At 63.2% G+C, this 23,081-nt stretch carries 26 protein-coding genes; 13 read left to right on the top strand and 13 right to left on the bottom strand.

The features are described from left to right. Positions 1-35: 35 nt before the first annotated feature. The gene (locus ACIQC5_RS12875; protein WP_400283217.1) at positions 36-872 is read right to left on the bottom strand and encodes an alpha/beta fold hydrolase; all 837 of its coding nucleotides are present in this window, start codon (positions 870-872) and stop codon (positions 36-38) included. 159 nt (positions 873-1,031) lie between these two features. Between ACIQC5_RS12875 and ACIQC5_RS12870 the strand changes: the two genes are divergently transcribed. From ACIQC5_RS12870 to ACIQC5_RS12855, 4 genes are all read left to right on the top strand, one after another. After that, a complete protein-coding gene (locus ACIQC5_RS12870; RefSeq protein ID WP_400282653.1) occupies positions 1,032-2,051 on the top strand; it encodes an AvrD family protein in 1,020 nt (339 codons plus the stop codon). Beyond that, entirely contained in the window at positions 2,048-3,022 is a 975-nt protein-coding gene (locus tag ACIQC5_RS12865; protein ID WP_400282650.1) for a beta-ketoacyl-ACP synthase III, read from the top strand. The genes ACIQC5_RS12870 and ACIQC5_RS12865 overlap by 4 nt, the downstream gene beginning before the upstream one ends. Before the next feature lie 87 nt (positions 3,023-3,109). After that, positions 3,110-3,355: an acyl carrier protein gene (locus ACIQC5_RS12860; protein WP_400282647.1), complete on the top strand. Its 246-nt coding sequence runs from the start codon at positions 3,110-3,112 to the stop codon at positions 3,353-3,355. Between the two features lie 61 nt (positions 3,356-3,416). Then, positions 3,417-4,028, top strand: coding sequence for an NAD(P)H-dependent oxidoreductase (locus ACIQC5_RS12855; protein WP_400282645.1), 612 nt, complete (start codon positions 3,417-3,419; stop codon positions 4,026-4,028). On the opposite strand, the gene ACIQC5_RS12850 is transcribed toward ACIQC5_RS12855, so the two are convergent. From ACIQC5_RS12850 to ACIQC5_RS12840, 3 genes are all read right to left on the bottom strand, one after another. Then, the gene (locus ACIQC5_RS12850; RefSeq protein ID WP_400282642.1) at positions 4,025-4,675 is read right to left on the bottom strand and encodes a thioesterase II family protein; all 651 of its coding nucleotides are present in this window, start codon (positions 4,673-4,675) and stop codon (positions 4,025-4,027) included. The two genes, ACIQC5_RS12855 and ACIQC5_RS12850, sit on opposite strands and share 4 nt — an antisense overlap. Before the next feature lie 13 nt (positions 4,676-4,688). After that, positions 4,689-5,096, bottom strand: coding sequence for a winged helix-turn-helix transcriptional regulator (locus tag ACIQC5_RS12845; RefSeq protein ID WP_400282639.1), 408 nt, complete (start codon positions 5,094-5,096; stop codon positions 4,689-4,691). Positions 5,097-5,181: 85 nt separating this feature from the next. Beyond that, positions 5,182-5,838, bottom strand: coding sequence for an HAD family hydrolase (locus ACIQC5_RS12840; RefSeq protein ID WP_400282636.1), 657 nt, complete (start codon positions 5,836-5,838; stop codon positions 5,182-5,184). Positions 5,839-6,005: 167 nt separating this feature from the next. Between ACIQC5_RS12840 and ACIQC5_RS12835 the strand changes: the two genes are divergently transcribed. The 3 genes from ACIQC5_RS12835 to ACIQC5_RS12825 all read left to right on the top strand — a co-directional run bounded on the left by ACIQC5_RS12835 (position 6,006) and on the right by ACIQC5_RS12825 (position 8,462). Continuing rightward, the gene (locus ACIQC5_RS12835) at positions 6,006-6,683 is read left to right on the top strand and encodes an FMN-dependent NADH-azoreductase (RefSeq protein WP_400282633.1); all 678 of its coding nucleotides are present in this window, start codon (positions 6,006-6,008) and stop codon (positions 6,681-6,683) included. Positions 6,684-6,693: 10 nt separating this feature from the next. After that, positions 6,694-7,440, top strand: coding sequence for an AAA family ATPase (locus tag ACIQC5_RS12830; protein WP_400282630.1), 747 nt, complete (start codon positions 6,694-6,696; stop codon positions 7,438-7,440). Positions 7,441-7,547: 107 nt separating this feature from the next. Then, positions 7,548-8,462 carry a helix-turn-helix transcriptional regulator gene (locus ACIQC5_RS12825; RefSeq protein WP_400282628.1) on the top strand — a complete coding sequence of 305 codons (915 nt, stop codon included), beginning with the start codon at positions 7,548-7,550 and terminating at the stop codon, positions 8,460-8,462. A gap of 1 nt (position 8,463) precedes the next feature. Here the strand turns inward: ACIQC5_RS12825 and ACIQC5_RS12820 are convergent, their stop codons facing one another. Both ACIQC5_RS12820 and ACIQC5_RS12815 read right to left on the bottom strand, forming a co-directional pair. Continuing rightward, positions 8,464-8,937, bottom strand: coding sequence for a PASTA domain-containing protein (locus ACIQC5_RS12820; RefSeq protein ID WP_400282625.1), 474 nt, complete (start codon positions 8,935-8,937; stop codon positions 8,464-8,466). A 105-nt stretch (positions 8,938-9,042) separates the two neighbouring features. Continuing rightward, positions 9,043-10,041 (bottom strand): aldo/keto reductase, encoded by a 999-nt coding sequence (locus tag ACIQC5_RS12815; protein WP_400282622.1) that lies wholly within the window; start codon positions 10,039-10,041, stop codon positions 9,043-9,045. A 161-nt stretch (positions 10,042-10,202) separates the two neighbouring features. Between ACIQC5_RS12815 and ACIQC5_RS12810 the strand changes: the two genes are divergently transcribed. Both ACIQC5_RS12810 and ACIQC5_RS12805 read left to right on the top strand, forming a co-directional pair. Next, on the top strand, positions 10,203-11,936 hold the full coding sequence (locus ACIQC5_RS12810) for an ABC transporter ATP-binding protein (RefSeq protein ID WP_400282619.1): 1,734 nt from the start codon (positions 10,203-10,205) through the stop codon (positions 11,934-11,936). Then, positions 11,933-13,915: an ABC transporter ATP-binding protein gene (locus ACIQC5_RS12805; protein WP_400282616.1), complete on the top strand. Its 1,983-nt coding sequence runs from the start codon at positions 11,933-11,935 to the stop codon at positions 13,913-13,915. Before ACIQC5_RS12810 ends, ACIQC5_RS12805 begins: the two co-directional genes overlap by 4 nt. A gap of 124 nt (positions 13,916-14,039) precedes the next feature. Here ACIQC5_RS12805 and ACIQC5_RS12800 read toward each other — a convergent pair whose 3' ends face one another. After that, positions 14,040-14,612 (bottom strand): MOSC domain-containing protein, encoded by a 573-nt coding sequence (locus tag ACIQC5_RS12800; RefSeq protein WP_400282613.1) that lies wholly within the window; start codon positions 14,610-14,612, stop codon positions 14,040-14,042. A gap of 173 nt (positions 14,613-14,785) precedes the next feature. Here ACIQC5_RS12800 and ACIQC5_RS12795 point away from each other — a divergent pair, with 173 nt between their 5' ends. After that, positions 14,786-15,565, top strand: coding sequence for an alpha/beta fold hydrolase (locus ACIQC5_RS12795; protein WP_400282610.1), 780 nt, complete (start codon positions 14,786-14,788; stop codon positions 15,563-15,565). Here the strand turns inward: ACIQC5_RS12795 and ACIQC5_RS12790 are convergent. Next, the gene (locus ACIQC5_RS12790) at positions 15,562-16,164 is read right to left on the bottom strand and encodes a TetR family transcriptional regulator (RefSeq protein WP_400282608.1); all 603 of its coding nucleotides are present in this window, start codon (positions 16,162-16,164) and stop codon (positions 15,562-15,564) included. The two genes, ACIQC5_RS12795 and ACIQC5_RS12790, sit on opposite strands and share 4 nt — an antisense overlap. A 72-nt stretch (positions 16,165-16,236) precedes the next feature. Between ACIQC5_RS12790 and ACIQC5_RS12785 the strand changes: the two genes are divergently transcribed. After that, positions 16,237-17,016 (top strand): SDR family NAD(P)-dependent oxidoreductase, encoded by a 780-nt coding sequence (locus ACIQC5_RS12785; RefSeq protein WP_400282605.1) that lies wholly within the window; start codon positions 16,237-16,239, stop codon positions 17,014-17,016. Between the two features lie 28 nt (positions 17,017-17,044). Here the strand turns inward: ACIQC5_RS12785 and ACIQC5_RS12780 are convergent, their stop codons facing one another. Next, complete coding sequence (locus ACIQC5_RS12780; RefSeq protein ID WP_400282602.1) at positions 17,045-17,548, bottom strand: NUDIX domain-containing protein; 504 nt, start codon at positions 17,546-17,548, stop codon at positions 17,045-17,047. Positions 17,549-17,803: 255 nt separating this feature from the next. Between ACIQC5_RS12780 and ACIQC5_RS12775 the strand changes: the two genes are divergently transcribed. Next, positions 17,804-19,081, top strand: a complete 1,278-nt coding sequence (locus ACIQC5_RS12775) for a hypothetical protein (RefSeq protein ID WP_400282599.1) — start codon at positions 17,804-17,806, stop codon at positions 19,079-19,081. Positions 19,082-19,167: 86 nt separating this feature from the next. Here the strand turns inward: ACIQC5_RS12775 and ACIQC5_RS12770 are convergent, their stop codons facing one another. The 4 genes from ACIQC5_RS12770 to ACIQC5_RS12755 form a co-directional block, all read right to left on the bottom strand. Next, entirely contained in the window at positions 19,168-19,347 is a 180-nt protein-coding gene (locus tag ACIQC5_RS12770) for a hypothetical protein (RefSeq protein ID WP_400282596.1), read from the bottom strand. An 8-nt stretch (positions 19,348-19,355) separates the two neighbouring features. Then, complete coding sequence (locus ACIQC5_RS12765; protein ID WP_400282593.1) at positions 19,356-20,489, bottom strand: glycosyltransferase; 1,134 nt, start codon at positions 20,487-20,489, stop codon at positions 19,356-19,358. Positions 20,490-20,756: 267 nt separating this feature from the next. Continuing rightward, positions 20,757-20,927 (bottom strand): hypothetical protein, encoded by a 171-nt coding sequence (locus tag ACIQC5_RS12760; protein ID WP_400282591.1) that lies wholly within the window; start codon positions 20,925-20,927, stop codon positions 20,757-20,759. A 180-nt stretch (positions 20,928-21,107) separates the two neighbouring features. Beyond that, positions 21,108-21,938 (bottom strand): oxidoreductase, encoded by an 831-nt coding sequence (locus ACIQC5_RS12755; RefSeq protein WP_400282588.1) that lies wholly within the window; start codon positions 21,936-21,938, stop codon positions 21,108-21,110. Between the two features lie 125 nt (positions 21,939-22,063). On the opposite strand from ACIQC5_RS12755, the gene ACIQC5_RS12750 reads away from it, so the two are divergent. Beyond that, complete coding sequence (locus ACIQC5_RS12750; RefSeq protein WP_400282585.1) at positions 22,064-22,939, top strand: helix-turn-helix transcriptional regulator; 876 nt, start codon at positions 22,064-22,066, stop codon at positions 22,937-22,939. Positions 22,940-23,081 lie beyond the last annotated feature (142 nt).

Below are 23,081 nucleotides of genomic sequence, written 5' to 3'. Positions count from 1 at the left end.
AAAAGGGGTCATCTGCTGTACACAAACTCCCGGGGTTACGCCTTGAGGAAACCCAGCAAAGCCTCGTTGATCTCGGTGCCGTGGGTCCACAGCAGGCCGTGCGGCGCGCCCTCGATCTCCACGTACTCTGCGCTGGGGAGTGCGTCCTTGAAGCGTCGGCCCGTGACGTCGATCGGCAGGATGTTGTCCGCTGTGCCGTGGACGATGAGTGCCGGAACATCGATCTTGGGGATGTCCGCGCGGAAGTCCGTGAGCCATGTGGGCTGGGCGGCAACCGACGCGAAGGCACCCGACTGGCTGGCGAGATTCCAGCTGGCTTCCACGGATTCCTGGCTGAGGCGCTCGGTGCCCAGGAAAGTATCGCTGTTGTAGAAGTTCTTGAAGAACTCAGTGAAGAAGGCGTAACGGTCGGCCTTGACCGACTCGGCGAGGCCGTCGAAGACTTCCTGCGGGACGCCGTCCGGATTGTCATCGGTCTTCAGGAGGAACGGTTCCAGCGAGCCGAGGAACACGGCCTTGGCAACTCGCGCGGAACCGTACGTGCTGATGTAGCGGGCAACCTCGCCGGTACCCATGGAGAAGCCCACCAAAACGGCGTCGTTCAGGTCCAGGGTTTCAAGGATCGTCTTGAGGTCCGCAGCGAACGTGTCGTAGTCATAGCCCAGTGTGGGCTTGCTGGACTTGCCAAAGCCGCGGCGATCGTACGTAACAACGCGGTATCCGGCGTCGAGCAATGCCGCGGTCTGCTTCTCCCACGATGAACCGTCCAGCGGATATCCGTGGATGAGGACCACTGCCTGGCCTGTCCCATGATCCTCGTAATAGAGCTCGATCTCTGTGCTGTTTTCGTTTCCGACGGTGATGTAAGCCAAAACTTCGGTCCCTTCGTAGCGGTTCTTGCAGAACATTCCCAGCCTACTGGCCTGCGTCGGGATGGTGGTGTTGGTACCACCACCATCCGCGGACACTGGTTACGCGCGGCGCCCCGACGGATCCTTGGATCACCGCCGATGACGAACCAAGGACCACCCATGCCACTTGCCCTACGCTCCGCCACCGAGACCTGCGCGTCCATCGACGACCTCCTGGGCGACGGCCGGCGCCGCTTCTTCAGCCACGGCTACAAGTCAACGCACCCGCGGCTGCGTCAACTCCGCGTGAACCACACACTGTCCGAGTCCGTGCTCGCCGCCCGCGCCGCGCTGGGCGTGGAGGGAACCTGGTCCGTCAAAGGGGCTTCGGAACAAACCCCGCATCTGGGCACCACGGATGTCATGGTCCTTGCCTGCAGGGCCGCCGAAGCTTTGCTGGCCAGCCGATACTCACCTGAACTCTTACCCGAGGCATACCTGGAAGCCGTGACCATCTCCGGCGGCAGCGAACCCGTTGAGGGTGCCTTGGACGACCTCGACTGCCGGGCCACGCTGCAGGACCTGGGCACCCGATCCATCCTGCGATGCTCGGTCGCATCCATGTCTGCGGTTGTGGAATTGGCCCACGCTTCGGCTGAACTCGGCCTTGCGTCGGTTCAGTCGCCCTCCGAAGATGCCCTGGTGGGCGACGCCGGGACCCGCCTCTACGGCGACCTCTGGGCGGAGCGGCAGGTTTCGCTGCGTGACGTGGTCCTCGAGCCCGCGGACGGAACCGCTAACGCGCAGATCTCTTTCCATCAGCAGCATTCCGTGGGCGAGCGCCGCGGCCTGGAAGCTGCCTACCCCGAGGCACTGTCCGCCATCGAGTATTTCGTGGCAACGCTGCAGCTGGGGCAGGTCCTGCTCTACCGGCTCGACGCCCTGGACCGCGCCGACAGCAACACGCTGTGGATGCGAAAGACCCGCATCGCTTTCACCGGTTCCGGCCCGAACATTGGGGGCGGGCACGGAACCGGGTTGAGCGTGCGGCTGCGGAAGAGCCGGTTGATCGCGAAGGACGGCGAATCATGGCGCTGCGCCGACGTCGTGGGAAAGTTCGACGGCGGCGAGGTCGTCTGCAGCGTCGCTCACCGCCTGCCCGCGCACGTTGTGGCCCAGCCGGCAGGGGCCGATCAATGAGCGCCCCGGCTGCCGTCGTCCGTGGTTTGGGCGGTGCCCTGCCCGAAAAAGTGGTCACCAACGATCACCTCTCCACCATCATGGACACCACGGATGAATGGATCAGGCGCCGGACGGGGATCGCGGAACGACGCCATTCGGTCGAGGCCGAGGGTACCAGTGTCCTGGCCACCACAGCCGCCCGTCGCGCCTTGGCAAGTGCCGGCGTCGACTCCGTTGGGCTGCTGATCGTGGCGACGTCGACGCCGGACAAAGTCTGCCCGGCGACCGCACCGAAGGTCGCCGCGAACCTCGGATTGCACGGCATTGCCGCCTTCGATGTCTCCGCTGTTTGCTCCGGATTCGTGTACGCCTTGGCTACGGCCACCTGGGCTATCGCCTCGGGCGCCGTGGACTCGGCGCTCGTGATCGGAGCGGACACGTTCACCCGGTTGCTCGATCCCACGGACAGGACCACGTCGGTCATTTTTGGCGACGGCGCGGGCGCGGCCTACCTCTCCGCCGGGACCGTCGACGAGCCGGGTGCCATCCTGGCCTCGACGCTCCACTCGGACGGAAACGGCGAGACGCTCATCCAGGTGCCGCGGACCGCCGGGGCATTCTTTGAAATGCAGGGCAAGGAGGTTTTCACGCAGGCAGTCTCCGCAATGTCGGAGTCCGTGGAAACCGTGCTGGCGAGGGTTGGCTGGGCAGCGGCCGAGGTGGATTCCCTGATAGCCCACCAAGCCAACCTCAGGATCCTGAACACCGTTGCCTCTGTGACCGGAATCCCGGGATCCAAGGCAGAAGTCCACTTGGACAGGGTGGGGAACACCTCCGCAGCTTCGATTCCGTTGGCCATGACCGACGCCGGAACCAAAGGCCACAGGAACCCTGGCGACAAGGTGGTCCTGACGGCGTTCGGCGGCGGAACAACATGGGGCGCCATCGCCATGACATGGCCATCGATTTCGGTAGTGGACCCGCACTAGGGACCGCACCGATTCCTGTGGGGCCGGCGCCCCGCGGGACCACCGTGGCACCGGCCATCCCGGGCCACTTGTACAAGGGGGAAACCAATGGAAATTACTGCACTGGACGTTGTTGATGCCATCCGTTCCACCATGGACGAGCTCAGCCACATGGGACCGGACGACTCGTTCGCGGACCTGGACATCGATTCACTCTCGCTCGTGGAAGCCGCCGTGATCCTGAGTAACAAGTTCGGTGTGCGGGTGGACGAATTTGAGCTGGCGGACGCAGGCACTGCACGCGCCGCTGCAGGCCTGGTCAGCGGAAAACTGACCCTGCAGCCCGTGTCCTGACCACCACCGTTCACAAGACCCCAACAGACCCTCGAACCAAGCACAAACAGTGAGGACACCCATGGCCATTCCGGCAATTGCAGTTGTTTACTATTCAGGCTCCGGCCACACCAAAGTCCTGGCGGACGCAGTGGTTGCTGCTGCCGCTGCTGCCGGTGCCAGCACGGCACTCCTGCGGGTGGACGAGTTGACTGAGGACGCGTGGAACTTCATCGACCAGGCCGACGCCATCATCTTCGGAGCGCCGACCTACATGGGCACAGCGCCGTCCGCCTTCCATGCCTTCGCAGAGAAAACCGCAGGCCGCTGGGCCGTGCAGAAGTGGCACAACAAGCTGGGTGCCGGCTTCACCAACGCTGCCTGCAAGGCCGGGGACAAGAACTCCACCTTGGACTACTTCTCCACCTTTGCTGCGCAGCACGGCATGAACTGGATCAACCTCGGTCTGCTCCCGGGCTGGAAGAGCACCAAGGGCACCGAAAACGACCTCAACCGCTTTGGCTACTTCAACGGTGCCGCAGCCCAGACCTTCTCGGACGTCGGCATCGAAGGCGTGCATCCCGCTGACATCGCCACTGCCGAGCACCTGGGCAGGAGGGTCGCGGAGATCTCAGCGATCTTCGCTGCGGGAAAGCTCGCAGTAGACCGGGAACTCGTCAGCGCGGGAGCCTAGCAGCTCCCCACCACGGATGACCCTGTCCCCGGTGCCGCAGGATCCAACTGCAGCATCGGGGACAGCGTCGTTTCTACAGTGGCCTTCACCCCCGGATGACCGATATGGAACAGGTGGCCACCGGGAATCTCATGGAGCCGCGGTTGCGTTGAACACCAGCCTGCCCAGCGTACGGAGTCCGACGCCGGGACCAGAGGATCGTCCGAGCTGTATAGGACGGTGGCCGGCACCTCCAGCTGGCCAGCAGGTGGCCTGCCCGGATACGTCGCCAACAACGTAAGGTCCTCAAGGAGTACTTCGCGGGCACGCCCGGACAGTTCGCCCGCAGTGGCAACTGCGGCAGCCCCGGCGTCGTACCTTCCGGAAGGCGGGCGGGCCGCCGCGAGGAAGACGTGCGCTGGACGGCCGGTGTGCTGGAGCCGCATGGCGATTTCGAAAGCCAGGACGGCGCCCATGCTGTGGCCGTAGAGCGCGATCCGTGCGGATGGAGCAGCCTCAATGCGTTGGGCCAGGGCATCCGCAGCAGCACCAAAAGACCCGAAATCCCTGCCGCGGTAGCCGAGCTTGGTGACTTCCACTCCATCAAAACGCCAGCTGGCAAAACTGGCAGTGGTTCCGCCCGCGTGATGCAGGCAAAACAGGTGCATGCCGTGCCCGGGGCTAGTTGAAGGCCAGCCGGTGGCGGTCGTGTTCCATACGTGACGCGGCGACGTCGTCCATGTGTTCCTCGGCCCATTCCTTCATTTCGAAAATGATCCGGAGCAGCGAATGGCCGCGGGGGGTGAGCTCGTAGTCCGTCCGGACCGGAACGGAGACAGTAACGTGCCGGTCCACCAGCCCGTCACGTTCGAGTGAGCGCAGGGTGGACGTCAGCATCTTTTGGCTGGCGCCGGGAATCCTCTTGCGGAGATCACTGTGGCGCTGTTGCCCATCCTGCAGTGCGAGCATCACCAGCGTGACCCACTTGCTGCTGATCGCTTCAAGCAGCTGGCGGGCCGGGCAAAGGTCCAGGGAAGCGTTGTAGTGCTTCTGGGCCTTCTGGCGTTTTTGTTCAGCCGTGAGAGTCATATCCCCAATACTTTCCTCATCAAATGGACTGGTGGGGACAGCATACTTGGGGGTTGCTACGGTCCGGGAAACGGTGTCGCAAACCTTAACCCACGGTGGCAGGAGTGACCAGCAGTGATTCGCCCGCCAGGGCCATGAATTCAAGGTCCGAATGGTGGTCTCCGTAGGCGAAGCTCCGTGCCAGGTCCACGTTGTGTTCCGCTGCGTGGGCCGCAACGGCCTGCGCCTTGGCATCTCCCACCAGCGCCCTTTCAAGGTCCCCGGTGTACCGGTCGTCGGCAACACGGGGGATTGTGCACAGCAGCTCAAGGTGGGGCCACCGGCGTCGAACGCGTAGCAAAGCCGGCTCGAACGACGCCGTCACCGCCACGAGCCGGCGTCCGGACAGCGAGTGCGCGTCCAGCAGCGAAGCCACAGGTTCCAGGAAGGGCCATTCGTCCGGAGATCCATCCTGAAGATCCGCCCAGCGCTCGCCGGTTTGGGCCACCTCGCTGATGCTCCGTCCACGCCACCAGCCGAAGTAGCGGGCATTGGTCACGGACCGTGGCACACCGTTCCGGGCGGCAGAACGCAAGCCGGCCAGGAACTCCTCGGCGTCCGCGCTGCAGGAACGTTCGGCAGCGTCGAAACGAAGGAACTCGAAGATGGTGTTGTAGGCGGTGACGGTGCCGTCGATGTCTGTGTAGGCAGCCTGGCTTGGTCGCTGGGGGCGGCGTCCCTGGGGTCGTCCGGATTCTTCCACAGGAAGAATCCTAGGGGCCGTTCCGCCGTTTGGAAGCCATGCCGGGGAGGGCACTTTGAGGTGCCCTAGGCACAAGAAAGTGCGTTCTTACGCTGCACCCAGCAGACGGGTGAGGATCGATGACGGGGCACACAGCGTCCCCGCAGCAAAGCCTCGAAAGGAAGCCAATGCCTACCATCCTCCACATCAACGCCTCTCCGCGCTACGCCAACAGCGACTCCCTGCGGTTGGCCCGGCACTTCATCGACTCCGTCCAGGCTGCCGGTCCCGAGAGTTTTGAGCTGGAGACCCTGAACTTGTTCGACGACGGCGCGCTGCCGGTTTTCGGTCGTATCGCCGCCGCCGCCAAGATGGCCGTCTTCACTGGCCAGGCACAGACCCCGGACCAGGTGGCCGCGTGGGAATCCGCCCGCGCCGTTTTCGACCAGTTCGCCGCTGCCGACGCCTACGTCTTCAATATCCCCATGTGGAACGCCGGCGTCCCGTACGTCCTGAAGCAGTGGATCGACATCATTACCCAGCCCGGCTGGAGCTTCGGCTTCGACCCTGAGCAGGGCTACCGCGGTCTCCTGGAGGGCAAGCAGGCGCTCGCCATCCACACCAGCGGCGTCTACGCTCCGGGTGTACCGGCAGCCTTCGGCTCGGACTTCAGCAGCACGTTCTTTGCTGACTGGCTGAACTTCGTGGGCATCGAGGACGCCACGCACGTCCGCTTCGCGCCCACTGTCCTGAACGGGGACGTGGACGGCACGCGCAAGGTCGCCGAAGCTGACCTGAGCGACGCCGCCATCGAGTTCGCCGGCAAGCTCAGCGCCGCGGGAACCCTCCAGCTCGTCAACGACTAAGGCGGCCGCAGTGCGCATCGGCATTTCGGGTACCTACTCCTCGGGCAAGACGTTCACGTCCATGGCCCTTTCCCACTACACCGGGCTGCCCCGGACCAGGGCCAGGACCATGCGGGAAATCCTTCCTGAAGCCGCTCCGGGCAAGACACTCGAGGAATGCACGGCAGCGGAACTCATCCAGATGATCGTGACCCGCCACGTGGAACGGGCCGTATACGAAGACAAACTCTCGGACGGCTTCATTTCGGACGGGTCCTCCCTGCAGGAATGGATCTACGGATCCGTGCGGGTTTCGCTCGGTTTGAACCCCAGCGCCTCCGCGCACCTTTCTGCGGGAGAAACAGTGGAGAAGACGCCGGAGCTGGTCTTCTTCGAGGAAGTCATGACGAGCCTTGGCAACAGCTTCAAGAGGCACGTGCAGAATTCCTTCGACGTCTTCGTGCACCTGAAGAACGAGCTCCCGCTCTCGGCTGACGGTCACCGTCCCGTCAACGACCAGTTCCGGAACATGTCTGACGCCATCCTGCAGCAGACCATGGACGAGCTGGGCATCCCGTTCCACGTCGTTTCAGGTTCAGTGGAGGAACGGCTGGAGCAGATCGCGTCTCTGTTCAACCTCCAGCCGCGCATGAGTCCGGCGGACGCCACCCGCCTGGCTTCGGAGGAATACGCGCAGCTGGACATCCGCTCCGAACAGGAGCGTGCTGCCTCTGCTCAGGAGCCGGCTGCTTCTGAGCAGGAGCCAGTTCTGCAATAACCGATTCCGTCACCAGGAATCCTCGGGATCCGCGGTTCGGATTCCGCTCACCGGTTCGTCCGGCCGGCCCCAGTGGCCGGCCGGACGCTCGTCATTAGTGGAGAACCATGCGTACCGATCAGCACCCATCAACCCAGACGCGCTCCAACCACGCGCGCTTGGGCGAGTTCTTCCGCACGCGCCGGGAACAGACCCGGCCCGAGGACGTCGGGTTGCCGGCCAGCTCACGACGCCGGACTCCCGGGCTCAGGCGTGAAGAGGTCGCCGTCCTGGCCAACGTGGGGGTGTCCTGGTACACATGGCTGGAGCAGGGCCGGGCTATCGGGGCCTCCGAGGAGATCCTGGACGCGATTTCGAACGCACTTCAGCTCGGTCCGGAGGATCGGACCTACGTCCGCCGGCTTGCGTCGGGGCGCCGGGCAGTGCCCGCGATCCGCTCAGCAGACCAGTCACGCGGTTCGGCCGGAAGCCCGGTTTCCGGCGCGGCACAAGGCCGGCCGTTCGACGCCGACTGCCACCAGTTGGCACTCCTGCAGCAACTAGTGGATGCCATGGCGAACCCCAGCTACATCGCAGACCCGTTCTGGGTGGTTGTGGCAATGAATACCGCCGCCGGGGATACTTTTGACACCCGCGTCGGCGAGAGCTGCCTGCAACGGTTCTTCACCGACCCGGAATTGGCCAGGCCGCATGTCCATAAGGAAATGATGGCCCGTTCCATGGTGGCCCAGTTCCGCGCGCAGTCCGCCAAGTTCCCTGACGACCCCCGGTTCGATGTCATGGCGCGCGACCTTTGCGAGGTCTCCGAGGCCTTCCGTGAACTGTGGGAACGCCAGGTGGTGGGGGATTCCTACCATGTGGACGTTGTGTATGAGCACCACACCATGGGCAGGCTCAGCTTCGCCCCGATGGTCCTCGCCGTCCCACAATTCCCCGCTCTCAGGTTGTTCACGTACTTGCCCAAGAGCGGGACGGGGACGCAAGCTGCCCTGCTCGGGTTGAACAGGAAAGCCGTGGTCTAGGCTACTTTCCTGCGCTCGCGGCCGCGCTGGCCGCTGCCGCCGCAGCTGCCTCAGCGGCTGCTGCGGCTTCCGAGGCCGCCGTCTTGGCGGCATCGACAGCACCGTCAGCGGCAGCAACGGCGTCGTTCATGATCTGCTGATCGGCCTCGGTGAGGTCCACAACCACGGTGACCGTTTTGGCGTCGGTCTCCGAGCCCGCTGCGGGGTTCGTTGACACGGCAGAGACATGCTTGCCCGGCTCCAGCTTGGCCCACGGAGTTCCCTCGGGACCGGCTACCGTGACAGTCAACCCTGCGGCGGCCAGCTGTGCTTTGGCGTCGGCGAAGGGCTTGCCAGCGACGTCGGGAACCACCGTGCGCTGGGTGGCCGCAGTCTCGGAGGACTTCACTTGGGGGGAGCCTGACGACCCTCCTGAGCATCCTGCAAGTGCCGTGCCGATCACCAAGGCAAGCGCCAGTGCTGCGGTTTTCTTCATTCCCGTTCCCCCAATGTTTTGTTGTCCGGCGGTGTCGGCCGGTTAGGTGTAAGTCCAACGACCAACTTTATCCGGTGCCAGGAGCGTAGTTTTCCAAGGGAAGGACTACAGGTTGGTCATCCGTTCACCGGCTTCGTTGTAGCGGCCGCCCTCCACGGTGATCTTCGACGCGGCTACTTCGATCTCGGCCAGTTCCGCTGGTGAAAGCTCGACGTCGGCCGCAGCCAGGTTTTCTTCGAGCCGGTGCAGCTTCCGGGTGCCCGGAATCGGCACGATCCACGGCTTCTGCGCCAGGAGCCAGGCGAGGGCGATCTGGCCGGTCGTGGCGCCCTTCCGCTCAGCGATGACGGCCAGCAGGTCCACCACGGCCTGGTTGTTCTGCATGGCTTCGGGAGTGAAGCGCGGGATGGTGGCACGAATGTCGTTGCCGGATTCAAACGTGGTGGCTGCGGTGATGGTACCTGTCAGGAAGCCTTTGCCGAGCGGGCTGAACGGAACAAAACCGATGCCCAGTTCCTCGCACACGTCCAGGACTTCTTCCTCCGGCCGGCGCCACCACAGCGAGTATTCGCTCTGCACTGCGGCCACAGGCAAGACGGCGTGTGCCCGGCGGATCGTTCCTGCGGCGGCCTCGGACAAACCGAAGTGCTTTACTTTGCCGGCCTCCACCAGTTCTTTCACGGCACCTGCGACGTCCTCGATCGGCACCTCCGGGTCCACGCGGTGCTGGTAGTAGAGGTCGAGTGCCTCCACGCCGAGCCTGCGCAATGAGCCCTCCACCACTTCTTTGATGACCTCGGGACGGCTGGTCACTTTCCCGCTCGGTTTGCGCTCAATCGGATCGATGTCCCACCCGAACTTGGTGGCAATGACAACCTGGTCCTTGAACGGTGCCAGGGCCTCTCCTACGAGTTCCTCATTGATGTATGGACCGTAGATTTCGGCGGTGTCGAAGAACGTCACGCCCCGCTCCACGCCGGTGCGGACGAGCGATATCATTTCGTCCCGATTGGGCCTTTCGCTGTAGCCGCCGGTCATGCTCATGCAGCCCATGCCGATCGCGGAAACTTCCAAGCCGTTGGTGCCGAGTATGCGCTTTTCCATGGTTCGTCTCCTGTGTGGTGCGGGCTGTTTGGTACTTCGACGGTATTGCCCCGGAAAGAAGGGAGGGAGTCACTGGCATTACCCCTCAGTTCCCTCTAGTTGCCCGCAGCAACCAGACGTAAACTGGCCTTCGGTTCACAACGCTCTTGGTCGGAGATCGCATGCTGTGGAAGGTTCTTGTTCGCTTCCTGCGGCCGCATCAGCGGCTGCTGATCGCGGTCGTGGTCTTCCAGCTGGCGCAGTCCATCGCGTCTCTGTACCTGCCTACGCTTAACGCCGACATCATCGATCACGGCGTCGCCACCGGGGACACGGATTACATCCTGCGCATGGGCGGCCTCATGCTGCTGATCACCCTGCTGCAGATCGCGTGTGCAGTGGTTGCGGTGTACTTCGGCGCGAAAGCGGCCATGGGGATGGGGCGCGATCTGCGCGACGCCATCTTCAGCCGGGTGGGGGAGTTCTCCGAGCAGGAAGTCACCAGATTCGGGGCTCCGTCGCTGATTACGCGCTCCACCAACGACGTTCAACAGGTGCAGCAACTGGTGCTCATGTCCTGCACGCTCATGGTGGCTGCACCCATGCTCAGCATCGGCGGCGTGATCATGGCGGTGCGTCAGGACGCCCAACTCTCTTGGCTGATCGCTGTGTGCGTACCGGTGCTGTTGGTGGCCGTGGGGCTGATCGTGACGCGGATGGTGCCGCTGTTCCGGAAGATGCAGGTCCGGATCGACGCCGTCAACCGTGTTCTGCGCGAGCAGCTCACAGGCATCCGCGTAGTCCGGGCCTTTGTGCGCGAGGACATGGAGACCGCGCGGTTTGGCACTGCGAACGACGACGTCACGGACGTCGCGCTGCGGGCTGGCCGTTTGATGGCGCTTATGTTCCCTGTGGTCATGTTGGTGATGAACGTTTCCAGCGTGGCGGTCATCTGGTTCGGTTCGTTCCGCATCGAGGACGGGTCCATGCAGGTGGGGACGCTGATCGCATTCCTGAGCTATCTCATGCAGATCCTCATGTCGGTCATGATGGCAACCTTCATGGCCGTGATGATCCCGCGCGCGTCCGTTTCTGCCGACCGGATCGGTGAGGTGCTGGAGACCGAATCAAGTGTCCAGCCGCCGTCGAACCCTGTTACTGGCGGCATCCGCCGCGGCGAACTGGAAATGTTCGACGTCGGATTCGCCTACCCGGGTGCCGAGCAGCCTGTGCTGAGCGGCGTCACGTTCACTGCTCAAGCTGGGCAGACCACCGCCATTATCGGCAGCACAGGCGCCGGCAAGACCACCCTGGTGAACTTGATGCCTCGGCTGTTCGACGCCACGTTGGGCTCGGTGCGGATGGATGGTGTGGACGTCCGGGAGCTGCACCCCGATTTGCTGTGGGGGCACATCGGCCTCGTGCCGCAGAAGCCCTACCTGTTCTCCGGCACCGTGCGCAGCAACCTCTTGTATGGCAAGCCCGACGCCACGGAGGACGAACTCTGGACGGCACTTTCCGTGGCCCAGGCCCGCGACTTCGTCGAGGAGATGGAGGGTGGCTTGGATGCACCCATCTCGCAGGGCGGCACCAATGTTTCCGGCGGGCAGCGGCAACGTCTGGCGATTGCACGGGCCCTGGTCAAACAGCCTGAGCTCTACATTTTTGACGACTCGTTCTCTTCGTTGGACACCGCCACCGACGCGCGTCTCCGGCGGGCCCTCAAACAGCACACCAATGGCGCCACCCTGGTGATTATCGCCCAGCGCGTCTCCAGCATCGCCGACGCGGACCGCATCCTGGTGCTCGACGACGGCAGGATCGTGGGGCAGGGAACGCACGATGAGTTGTTGGAGACGTCCGAAACCTACCGGGAAATCGTGTCCTCCCAACTCGCAGCGGAGGAGGCAGCATGAGCACTGTCACAGCTTCGTCCGGCCCTGCCAGCGGGCGCGGACCACAACGCCCACCCATGGGGCCAGGACGTGGTGGGCCCTTCGCCGGCATGAACATTCCGGCTGAGAAAGCGTCCAATTTCAGTGCCTCGGCTCGTCGGTTGCTGGGCACGTTGCGGCCGGAACGGTTCTGGCTGACTCTGGTGCTGGTCTTTGCCGTGGTCAGTGTTGCCCTGTCCGTGATTGGGCCCAGGTTGCTGGGCGAAGGCACCAACCTGATCTTCGCCGGCGTCGTGTCCAAACAGCTGCCCGCGGGCGTTTCCAAAGCCGACGTGATCGCCGGCCTGCGTGCCTCCGGCGAGGACAGCAAAGCGGACATGCTAAGCGCCATGACACTCACGCCCGGCGTCGGCATCGACTTCGGCGCGCTGTCCAACATCCTGCTGTGGACGCTCGTCCTGTACGTCCTTGCCGCAGCGTTCGGGTGGATGCAGGCGTACGTGCTCAATGGCGTCGTGCAACGGACGGTGTACCGCCTCCGCGAGCGGATCGAAGCAAAAATCCACCGCCTCCCACTGCGATACTTCGACTCCATCCAGCGTGGTGAGCTGCTCAGCCGCGTGACGAACGACGTCGACAACATCTCCCAGAGCCTGCAGCAGTCCATTAGCCAAGTGGTGTCCTCGCTGTTGACCGTGCTGGGCGTGCTGGTAATGATGGTCCTGCTCTCGCCGCTGCTTGCTGTCATTGCGCTGGTGACCATCCCGCTGACGCTTGGCACCACGCTCCTGATCGCCAAGCGTTCGCAGAAATTGTTCGTCGCGCAGTGGAAGAACACCGGCGAACTCAACGGGCAGATCGAGGAAACCTACACGGGGCACGCTCTGGTGAAAGTGTTCGGCCGGCAGCATGAGGTGCAGGAGCGGTTCCGGTCCAAGAACAGCGAGCTGTACCAGGCGAGCTTCGGTGCGCAGTTCGTGAGCGGGCTGATCATGCCCGCAATGACGTTCATCGGCAACCTGGTTTATGTGGGTATTGCCGTGGTGGGCGGCCTGCAGGTTGCATCCGGTTCCATGCAGCTGGGCGACGTGCAGGCCTTCATCCAGTACTCGCGGCAATTCACCATGCCTTTGGCGCAGCTCGGTTCCATGGCCAACATGTTGCAGTCCGGCGTTGCATCGGCCGAGCGCGTGTTCGATCTGCTGGATGAGGAGGAGGAGTCACCCGAGCCTGCGCCTACTGGCGCCGCAGCTGGCCGCGGACGGCTCGTATTCGAGAATGTGTCCTTCCGATACCTTCCCGACAAGCCGCTGATCACCGACCTCAGCCTGATTGCTGAACCGGGGCAGAGCATTGCCATTGTTGGGCCCACAGGTGCGGGCAAGACCACCCTGGTGAACCTGATGATGAGGTTTTACGAACTCGACGCCGGCAGGATCACGCTCGACGGAGTGGACATTGCCACGCTCCCGCGGCACGAACTGCGCTCGCGGATGGGGATGGTTCTGCAGGATACGTGGCTGTTCGGCGGGACGATTCGCGACAACATTGCCTATGGCAGGCCCACGGCTTCCGAGTCCGAGATCATGGAGGCCGCGCAGGCAACGTACGTGGACCGGTTTGTCCGTTCGCTTCCCGAGGGCTACGACACCGTGCTCGACGACGAAGGCGGCAACGTCTCCGCCGGCGAGAAGCAGCTGCTCACCATTGCCCGGGCATTCCTGTCCAGGCCGTCTGTGTTGATCCTGGATGAGGCCACGAGCTCCGTTGATACCCGCACCGAGGTCCTGGTTCAGAAGGCCATGAATGCACTGCGCTCGGACCGGACCAGCTTTGTGATCGCCCACCGGCTCTCCACCATCCGCGACGCCGACCTCATCCTGGTCATGGAGTCCGGGCAGATTGTGGAGCAGGGGACGCACTCCGAGCTGCTTTCGGCCGGTGGGGCGTACTCGAGGCTATATGAGGCCCAGTTCGCGGCGCCGGCGGCTGAGGTCTGAGGTTTGCTTGTTTGGGGTTGCGTGGCTTCCTGACCTTGTTTGAATCGTGGAAGCCTGAGATTCAACCTGTCCGGGTTGGGTTGGGGCTCCATCTCTCTCAAAGGAGGTCAGGAAGCAACCAGCACTAGGGCAACCGAGATGGCCGAAGCACGGTTGCCTCACCGGCTCGGGCAGGATCCAAGGGGACTGGGCTGACCAGAACGGCTCGCCCGCGGTGCAACTGGCCTCCCGCGACCACCTGGCACCGGACGCCGCCCCGTCCACGCATTGCCTTATGCGCACCGGGAGCAAGCATCTGGTCCATCCAGGCGCAGGGGTGTGCTGGGCGTCCAGCCTTGAGCCGCACCACATCAGCGCCGGACTCCAGCGTGAATTCGTGCCCCAACAACGGAGCCAGCTCGGCTCCTCGGATGACCACATTCCGGCGGGTCAGCAGGGGATCAAAGGGCTCCGCCCCGAGTTCAGCTGCGATCGATTCGAGCGCCTCCACAGCGAACAGCGTCACTGCGGCGTCCATATGGGCCGCCTTGCCGAAGAACCTGTCCCCAACGATGCCCTTGTCGGCTACGAGTTCGGCTTGCTCGGCGTCCATCGTTGGAACGTCCGCGGCCCCTTCGCGGGCGCGGCCAAAATAGGCGTGCGCCGGCGACACCAAAAGATGCAGCACCTCGACGTCGTACTTGTAGTCAGTGGTCACCCCTCAACGCTAGCCTTCCACCCACCCGCTGACCATTGCGCTGCTTGGCATTCCTCATGGCCCAAACGTTCAACTGCACCATATAAGAGACCTTCTCGACCGAATGACTGGAGGTTCGCCGTTGTGTGCCGCACGCCACGGCGCGGCGGGCGCAGCAAAGATACAGTGGCACGGTGAACTTTGCTGCGGCCGCGGACGGCGCTGAACTCGCCTGGACGGAGTCCGGTCAGGGCGAACCGCTGCTGTTGATCGCCGGTCAGGCGACGGCAATGGATGGCTGGGGCCCGACGGCGGACGCGCTGTCCCGCCATTACCGCGTCATCCGCTTCGATCACCGCGGGATTGGACGCAGTGGCAAGGGGGAAGCAGATCGTTACACCACAAGGCTCCTCGCAGTCGATGCCGCGGCCATCCTCAAAGCTGCAGATGTTGATTTAGCACACGTGTACGGCCATTCGATGGGTGGTCGAATCGCCCAGTGGTTGGCCATCGATGATCCAAAGAGGGTGCGGACCCTGATTCTCGCGGCCACCAGCGGAGGGCGGGGCGCAGGAAAGGGAACCGAGCCGGACCGTGCAGCTTTGGAGGCTCTGGTCAGTGGTGACGCGACGCGTCTGGTGCCGCTGTTCTTCAGCCCGGACTGGGCCAAGGAGAACCCTGATGCAGTGCATACGTTCTTCAACTCGAAAGCCTCAGCTTGGGCCAAGTCGCGTCATTTCAAGGCAAGCCGCGAGCACGATGCCTGGAGCCGGCTTGGCGATGTCAACGCCCCAACGCTCATCCTCCACGGCACGGATGACGCCCTCACGCCCCTGCAGAATGCTGTCCTTCTCCGTGAACACATCCCTCGGTCCACCCTGATTCGGGTGCCGGGAGCGGGCCACGGGCTGCACCTCGACCATCCGGAAACCATCGGGTGGATCCGGGAGTTCATCGCCAGGAAAAGCGCCTAGCCCACGGGTGGCACCCTCAACACGTCAACCGCGGACACCAAATACGGCACGGGGTCAGGGTCCGAGCCGGCGGCCCATTGCATCCACGCTTCGAATGTTGCTCCGATGTACGCGGCACACAAGTACCGGGCCGCGGACTCGGCAATGCCGCTCGAAACCAAGTAGGCCTGTGCCTGTTCGCGCTGGGGTGCCAGGGATTCGTAGCTTCGGCTTGTCAGCTCCGGATGTTCCGCGATCAGGCGCAGCCGTCCGCGGGTGACGGCAAGATCCGGGATCGCGGAGACTCCGGCGATAGCTGCCTCGCGAAGCCCGGCCAGCACGCCGCCGTCGGGGTTTCCCTGATGGTGGAATGAGCCCAACGCCAGGGTCGAGGCCTCGACAACCGGCTCGCTGCCGCCCCATACCAGGTCCGCTTTGCTGGCGAAGTAGCGGTAGAGGCTCTTGCGGCCGATGCCCGCTTCCCGCGCGATGTCCTCCATGGACGTGTGCTCGTAGCCGCGTTCGGCGAACAATTGCAGGGCGAGTCCAGCCACGGCGTCGGGGTCGATCGTGGTTGGGCGGCCGGCGCTGGGCCTGGCTTTCGCGTCATCCGATGGCATGTTCACTCTTACATAATGACACAGAGTGTCATAAGGTGGGTATCACCAGCCAAACAGGATCGGAAGGACACCATGAACGCCAACAGCACGTGGCAGGAGACCATCAGTACGGGTCGTTTCGAAGGCAAGACCGTGATCGTCACCGGCGCTGGTTCAGGCATCGGCCAGGCAACAGCCCTTCGCATCGCCAAAGAGGGCGGCAGGGTCATTGCAGCTGACATCAGCAAGGACCGCCTGGACGCACTGGTACAGGAGAACTCCGGAGTGGAGTTGGTGCCCGTCTCCGGCGATATCTCCACTGAAGAAACCGTTGCCGCGGTGGTCGCTGCAGCCGCTGGACGAGTGGATGCGCTGGCGAACGTGGCCGGCATCATGGACAACTTCGCCCCCATTCACGAGGTTGACGACGAGCTCTGGGAACGCGTGTTCCGCATCAATGTCACTGCCCTGATGCGACTCACCCGTGCAGTGGTCCCGCTGATGCTCGACGCCGGCACAGGGTCCGTGGTCAACGTCGCCTCGGAGGCTGGTCTCCGTGGCTCGGCTGCGGGCGCGGCCTACACCGCGTCCAAGCACGCCGTGGTCGGGCTCACCAAGAATTCGGCTGTGATGTACGGACCCAAGGGGCTCCGATTCAACGCTGTGGCGCCGGGTCCAACCATCACCAACATTGTCGCGAATTGGGGATCGCAGCTTGCAGCGGAGCGGCTCGGCCCGCTGATGCAGGCCACGGTTCCCACGCCCGCAACGGCGGCGCAACTGGCTGCGTCCATCAGCTTCCTGCTCAGCGACGACGGTACCAACGTCAACGGCGCAATTCTCGCGTCCGACGGCGGGTGGTCAGCGCTGTAGGAGACGGACGCCCAAGGTAGGCGGCGCGTCAGCCCGATGCGCCGCCGTCGAACCGTTGCTTTGCTGAATCGCCCAGATGCCGAACCAGCGCGTCCACGATGGACAGTTGACCCTTGACGAGCTTGGTCCGCGCCTCGGCTTCTTCGAACCAGCGGGCATCGTCAATTTCAGGGAATTCCTTGATAACGCCGCTGTCTTCTGGCCACTCAAGGGGAAAAGTGTTGCTGACAATCTTTTCGGGAAGGAAGTCTGCCTCCGCCGAAAAAACGGTGATGAGTTTGCCTGACGGCTGCCGGAAAATTCCTAAAAAATGATAGTTGGCGGTTGGCGGCGGGGTTCCGATTTCCTCGGTGAATTCGCGAATGGCAGCAACCAATGGGTCCTCGTCGTCGGGGAACTCGCCTTTAGGGATGGACCATGCATGAGCGTCTTTGTGCGCCCAAAATGGTCCACCCATGTGGGCAATCCATAGTTCCAATTGGCCAGAAGAACTGTGCCGGTAAAGCAGAATTCCTGCGCTGCGAATCGTCATGATTCTTCCCTTAGATGTTCGTTCATCTTTTTTCTTCCCAGCAGACGTTGTTGTGATTCATAATCGTGGAACTCCACGTCCCTGGGAAGTGGAATGATACAGCGGGTCGCCGGGCAATCGCTCGGCGACTGTTCTGGGCGCATCAGTATGGAGGCATCGGCTATGGCACGGACAGGAAGGCTCTTTCCGCATGGGGGCAGCAAAATTGTTGGTTGGGCTGCCTTGTTGGCGGTCGGATTATCCATGCTCACCGGAATGAGCGCCGCAACCGCGGCCGATACGACTCCCATGGCTGACGATCCAGGACCAGTGGGCAGTTTCGCCTGGAAAGGTTTCAACTGGCAGAAGCGGTTCTGGGGCGGTGCACCCATGTACAACGCGAGCTGGGACGCCAACAACGTGAGCAACCCCGACGCCAATGGCTACGTCAAACTGTCCATCTCCAACGCGACCGGCTCAGCTCCAAAGGGTGCAGAGTTCCAATCCACCCGCGAAGGGTTCGGCTACGGCACGTACAGCACCACGGTGCAGAAGGACGTGAGCGCGCTACAGAAGGAAGTCGTGTGGGGCTGCCTCTTCACCTACGATCCCGAGGCCGAGCCTGGGTACACGGAGATCGATCTCTGCGAGGCATCCGCTTGGGGCGGCGGGGCTGCCTATGGTGAGAACTGGCCGGTCACTCAAGGCCATGGGTACTGGTTCGACGCCACGCTGCCTCCTGGGCAAGGCAACAACACTGTCACGTTCGATGTCACCACTGCACCGATCCTCACCCACAGAATGGTCTGGGAGCCGGGGAAGCTGACCTTCGAGACTTTCGCGGGCGAAGGCTTCACTGGCACGCTCCTCAAGCGGACTGTTCTCCAGGGATCCACGGTTCCCCTGCCAGCCAATGAGCAGATCCACTTCAACCTGTGGGTGACGGGAGGCGGCGGCGGTGACGCAGCCCATGTGGCTCCTGAATCCGTGACCATTCGCGATTTCTCGTTCGTTCCTGGCATTCCGCTCGTGGCTCCGACGCCCACCATTTCCGGAACGGCAGCCGTCGGATCCACGCTGACAGCCAATCCGGGCGCATGGACCACCGGAACCGCGCTGACCTATCAATGGTTCAGGAACGGCACAGCGATCTCCGGCGCAATTGGCTCCTCGCGTGTCCTTGCAGCCGCTGATCAAGGCGCCACATTGACCGTCCGCGTCACGGGCACCAAGGCCGGCTACGCAACAGCCACCAAGGAATCGGCGCGGACGGCAACGGTCGTGGCGGGTACTCTGCTCGCTCCGACCCCCACTATCAACGGAACGCTCACTGTGGGTTCCACCCTCACCGCCATTACTGGGACATGGACCTCCGGAACCACTCTGACGTATCAGTGGTACAGGTCCGGCGTGGCAATTACGGGGGCGACGGCCAAAACATATGTTCTTGTGAGCGCCGACCAAGCAGACACTATGACGGTGCGGGTTACCGGTACCAAAGCCGGCTACACCACGGTGGCCAAGTACTCCGCGGCCACGGCCGTGGTGGCTTAGAGAGGCCATGGCTTAAACAAGCAACCCGCGGTTGTGTCGTCATGAGGGCACATAACCACACAACCGCGGGCTGATTGATCTTCGGGTTAGGAGTTTTTCTGCCCGCGCACCGGGATGATGCGCTTGATGGCGAGACCGAGGGCAAGCAAGGCGAAGGCTGCCATGGCGAACCAGAAGAGATTGCCTGCGCCGGACGCGGCGAGGGTTCCGGAGCTGGCGCCTCCTACGAATGCTCCTGCGGCTGGGCCTGCTGGGTTGTTGTACATGAGTCTTCTTACCAAACTTTCTTTCGGTTGAGTGCTGCATCCAGGTAGGCCTTGGTGTGGACTGCCTGAAGGAAGATATCGATGACGGTTTCGTACATGGTTGCGGCCAGCAACATGTGCCTCCAGCCTCGTAAACGGACAGTTACTACGCGTTCCACGACGAAGACACAGGTCACTGCGATCCAGAAGGGGTGAAGGTTCAGTCCAATGCCGGAGGCCAAAGCGAAGATGACGGAACCGAAGTACGCCAGGGTCACCAGGACCCCGATCATTGAGAGGAACTGGCGTCCCCAGTATGGGCGAGTCACTTTGGTCCATCCGTATTGCACGCAGTTCTCGACGGCGCCGCGCTTCCATCGGAGGCGCTGGGCCCACAGTGCCCGCCACGTCGGCATGACTTCGGTGACCAGCGTGCACTCGATCGGGGACTTGATGCGGTAGCCCAGAGTCAAGAGAGCGAATGAGAGCTCGTTGTCTTCGGTCAGGACAGACGTGTCATAGACGCCACCAGTGCCGTTGCCTGCCGGGAGCGTGCCGTTCAAACGGGCAGCCACCACGTCCCGCAGCGTCTGGACCCGGAACAGGGCTGCAGTGCCCGTCACCACCAGGCACTTGCCGTGCAGGCGCTTGACGTCGCGCGCGTACCTGGCATATTCGTTGCGCTGCAGATGCCCAACGAAACCGCCACCAGGACCGCCGCTGAACACACCGCCGACGGCACCCAGACAATCGTCTTCGAGCAGGTTGGACAATGCTTTTTCGATGAAGTTGAGGGCAAGCTGTGAATCGGCATCCTGAACCAGGAACAGGTCTTCAGAATCTGCATCGGGAAGCAGCACGCTGAGGGCGAAGTTCAAGGCTCCTGCCTTCTTGTCCTTGTTGCCGACGGTCTTGATGACCTCTACTCCGTAGGCCAGCGCGAGGGCCTCGGTGCCGTCGGTGCAATTATCGGCCACGACGATGATCCGGTCGGGACGGCGCGTCTGGTTGTTGAGGGAGACGAGCGTTTCGGCGATCCCTGCTTCTTCATTGTGCGCGGGGACCAGGACGGTGACCACTCCGCCCGCAGCGCGGTGACGACCGCGGTGGGATGCGACGCCAGTGACCGGCGTTGTCACCTGGGTGGTTGGCTGCCCGCTCATGGTGGTCGTTCCTTCTAGTGTGCCGTGCTGATCTCCCAAGAGTTCCAACGCCAACGCAAGAAACGTGCCCGCAAACCATCAAGGAAGTCTCAAGGTTTGGTCAGGAATGCCACTACGGCGTCACGTTCTGTGGCTGGAAACCACTAGTGCGCTAGCATCGGCGTCCCTGGGTGCCGCAGCTCCGACGCTTTCTGGACGGGCCTTAAACGCAAGAGGACGACGCCGGTAAGTCCCGGCGTCGTCCTCTTGTGTTGTGCTTGGGCTGCTTTAGCGGCTCAGGCTGACCGTGAAGGTCTTCGGTCCGCTGAGCGTCACTGCGATGCCGCAGTTTTCTGCAGCGGCGCGCGGGGTGAGATCCCGGATGGCGGCATCGATGGTGTGGTCGATTGCCGACTTGTCCCAGATTTTCAGCGTGATGGAGTCAGTATGTGTCGTCATTGTCAGTACTTTCACTCAGGCCGTTAACAGCCCCAAGCTTCTTCGCCAGGGCCGCATCCTCGTCGGTGAGGATTGCTGATTCAGCTTGTGTGGGAAACGCATTCCCTCTTTCATGGTTCATGCTGGCCACCATGATTGACAAGCGAATCCGGCCAAGTGTGACCGATTACACGTTGTTGGTTACTCCGCGTAACCTGTGCTGATGCTGACCTCCCGCCAGCGGTTTACCTCGGCCCGTTGGGCTTCCTCCACGGCGTCGAAAGCCTTGGCTGCGTCTTCGCCGAGCAGCAGGAAAGCCGGCGTTTCGGGGGCTTCGACGACCGTAATGATCGCGGCCGCTGCCTTGTCCGGATCGCCCTGCTGCGTGCCGTGGACGGTATCGTGCTCCTTGCGGCGCTTGCCTGCGGTGTCGGCGTAATCGGCGATTGCCTCGGCTGACTGGGTGAGCGAACGCCCCGCAAAGTCGGTCCGGAAACCACCCGGTTCCACCACGGTCACCGAGATGCCCAGCGGCTTCAGCTCCTTTTGCAGTGAGCCGGACAGACCTTCCAGGGCGGCCTTGGTAGCGGAGTAGTAGCCGGAACCGGGAGGCGAGATGCGGGCGCCGATCGAGGAGATGTTCACGATCGCGCCGGACCTGCGGGAGCGCATCCCCGGCAGGACCGCTTTGATCATTGCCACCGGGCCGAACACATTGGTGTCGAACAGCGTGCGGACGTCACCGTCGTCGCCCTCTTCAATGGCGGCACGGTAGCCGTAGCCTGCGTTGTTGACCAGCACATCCACAGCGCCGAAGCGCTCCTCTGCTTGCCTGACCGCGGCTGCCACCTGCGATTGTTCGGTGACATCGAGCGCCACGGCGAGTGCCGTCGTCGGGAATTCATCTGCGAGTTCCTGGAGCGTGGAGGTGTCGCGGGCGGTGACGACGGCGTTGTCGCCTCGCGCCAAGACTGCCTGCGCGAGTGAACGGCCAAGTCCGGTGGAGCAGCCAGTGATGAGCCAGGTGGTCATGATGTGTTCCTTTCGTGGGTCGACGTATCCATTTGATCGCGTGCTGGGCGGCAGCGGGAGTGCCTGTTATTCCGGGTACTCGCAGTGCCTCCCTGATAAGCAGCGCGAGTCCTAGGCTTGACGGCATGGACAACCGCAGCGAGATCCGTGAATTCCTGGCGACGCGTCGGGCCCGGATCAGCCCCCACCAAGCTGGCCTGCCTGCCTATGGCGGAAACCGTCGCGTCCCGGGCCTGCGCCGCGAGGAGGTCGCCATGCTGAGCGGCATGAGCGTCGATTACTACATTCGGCTGGAACGCGGGAATCTGGCTGGCGTGTCCGAGAGCGTCCTGGAGGCGTTGTCCCGTGCGTTGCAATTGGATGAGGCCGAGCATGCCCACCTGTTCGACCTCGCCAAGGCGGCCGGTTCGTCATCGCGCCCACGCCGGAAGCCCCTCGAACAGCAGGTCCGGCCTACGGTGCAGCGGATTCTGGATGCCATGACTGATGTGCCCGCCTACGTTCGCAACGGCCGCCGAGACATCCTGGGCACCAACAAGCTCGGCCGCGCCCTCTACTCGGAGCTGTACGTGGACCCGGTCCGGCCAGTGAACGTGGCCCGTTTCGTCTTCCTCAACCCGCGTGCCCACGACTTCTTCATCGATTGGGACGGCGCGGCACATGACCTCGTGGCGGTCCTGCGGACCGAGGCTGGCCGCAATCCCTACGACCGCGCGCTGACAGACCTCGTCGGAGAGTTGTCCATGCGCAGCGAAGAATTCCGCACCCGATGGGCGGCGCACAACGTCCGGTACCACCGCTCCGGGCTCAAGCGCATCCATCACCCCGTCATAGGCGACATCGAGTTGTCCTTCGAAGCCATGGACTTGCCGGCCGATCCTGGGTTGTCGCTGATTGTGTACAGCGCCGAACACGGTTCCGCGGCAGAGGAGTCCCTGGGTTTGTTGGCGAGCTGGACGGCAAGCGAAGGAGAAGCCGAGCAAAAGATCGTGCGCTCCTGACCTTCTTTGGGTGGTGGGGTGGCAAAGATCAACCGAATTCCCTTCCATTTGGCCTGTCCTGGCGGCAAAGACGGTCAGGAAGCTACGGCTACAGGTCCAGCGTGTAAACCACCAGCTGCACTTTGGGCGCCGCCCGGTTCGG

This window comes from Paenarthrobacter sp. NPDC092416 (assembly GCF_044755025.1).
Taxonomy (GTDB): Bacteria; Actinomycetota; Actinomycetes; order Actinomycetales; family Micrococcaceae; genus Arthrobacter.
This window is presented reverse-complemented; position numbering and strand designations above follow the sequence as displayed.

Bases quoted from the DNA above. Each gene is read 5' to 3' on its own strand.
- ACIQC5_RS12770 (WP_400282596.1), bottom strand. From the start codon at position 19,347: ATGTACAACAACCCAGCAGGCCCAGCCGCAGGAGCATTCGTAGGAGGC.
- ACIQC5_RS12785 (WP_400282605.1), top strand. From the start codon at position 16,237: ATGAACGCCAACAGCACGTGGCAGGAGACCATCAGTACGGGTCGTTTC.
- ACIQC5_RS12815 (WP_400282622.1), bottom strand. From the start codon at position 10,041: ATGGAAAAGCGCATACTCGGCACCAACGGCTTGGAAGTTTCCGCGATC.
- ACIQC5_RS12825 (WP_400282628.1), top strand. From the start codon at position 7,548: ATGCGTACCGATCAGCACCCATCAACCCAGACGCGCTCCAACCACGCG.
- ACIQC5_RS12870 (WP_400282653.1), top strand. From the start codon at position 1,032: ATGCCACTTGCCCTACGCTCCGCCACCGAGACCTGCGCGTCCATCGAC.
- ACIQC5_RS12775 (WP_400282599.1), top strand. From the start codon at position 17,804: ATGAGCGCCGCAACCGCGGCCGATACGACTCCCATGGCTGACGATCCA.
- ACIQC5_RS12845 (WP_400282639.1), bottom strand. From the start codon at position 5,096: ATGACTCTCACGGCTGAACAAAAACGCCAGAAGGCCCAGAAGCACTAC.
- ACIQC5_RS12790 (WP_400282608.1), bottom strand. From the start codon at position 16,164: ATGCCATCGGATGACGCGAAAGCCAGGCCCAGCGCCGGCCGCCCAACC.
- ACIQC5_RS12780 (WP_400282602.1), bottom strand. From the start codon at position 17,548: ATGACGATTCGCAGCGCAGGAATTCTGCTTTACCGGCACAGTTCTTCT.
- ACIQC5_RS12835 (WP_400282633.1), top strand. From the start codon at position 6,006: ATGCCTACCATCCTCCACATCAACGCCTCTCCGCGCTACGCCAACAGC.
- ACIQC5_RS12755 (WP_400282588.1), bottom strand. From the start codon at position 21,938: ATGACCACCTGGCTCATCACTGGCTGCTCCACCGGACTTGGCCGTTCA.
- ACIQC5_RS12850 (WP_400282642.1), bottom strand. From the start codon at position 4,675: ATGCACCTGTTTTGCCTGCATCACGCGGGCGGAACCACTGCCAGTTTT.
- ACIQC5_RS12805 (WP_400282616.1), top strand. From the start codon at position 11,933: ATGAGCACTGTCACAGCTTCGTCCGGCCCTGCCAGCGGGCGCGGACCA.
- ACIQC5_RS12810 (WP_400282619.1), top strand. From the start codon at position 10,203: ATGCTGTGGAAGGTTCTTGTTCGCTTCCTGCGGCCGCATCAGCGGCTG.
- ACIQC5_RS12860 (WP_400282647.1), top strand. From the start codon at position 3,110: ATGGAAATTACTGCACTGGACGTTGTTGATGCCATCCGTTCCACCATG.
- ACIQC5_RS12820 (WP_400282625.1), bottom strand. From the start codon at position 8,937: ATGAAGAAAACCGCAGCACTGGCGCTTGCCTTGGTGATCGGCACGGCA.
- ACIQC5_RS12750 (WP_400282585.1), top strand. From the start codon at position 22,064: ATGGACAACCGCAGCGAGATCCGTGAATTCCTGGCGACGCGTCGGGCC.
- ACIQC5_RS12765 (WP_400282593.1), bottom strand. From the start codon at position 20,489: ATGAGCGGGCAGCCAACCACCCAGGTGACAACGCCGGTCACTGGCGTC.
- ACIQC5_RS12865 (WP_400282650.1), top strand. From the start codon at position 2,048: ATGAGCGCCCCGGCTGCCGTCGTCCGTGGTTTGGGCGGTGCCCTGCCC.
- ACIQC5_RS12855 (WP_400282645.1), top strand. From the start codon at position 3,417: ATGGCCATTCCGGCAATTGCAGTTGTTTACTATTCAGGCTCCGGCCAC.
- ACIQC5_RS12760 (WP_400282591.1), bottom strand. From the start codon at position 20,927: ATGACGACACATACTGACTCCATCACGCTGAAAATCTGGGACAAGTCG.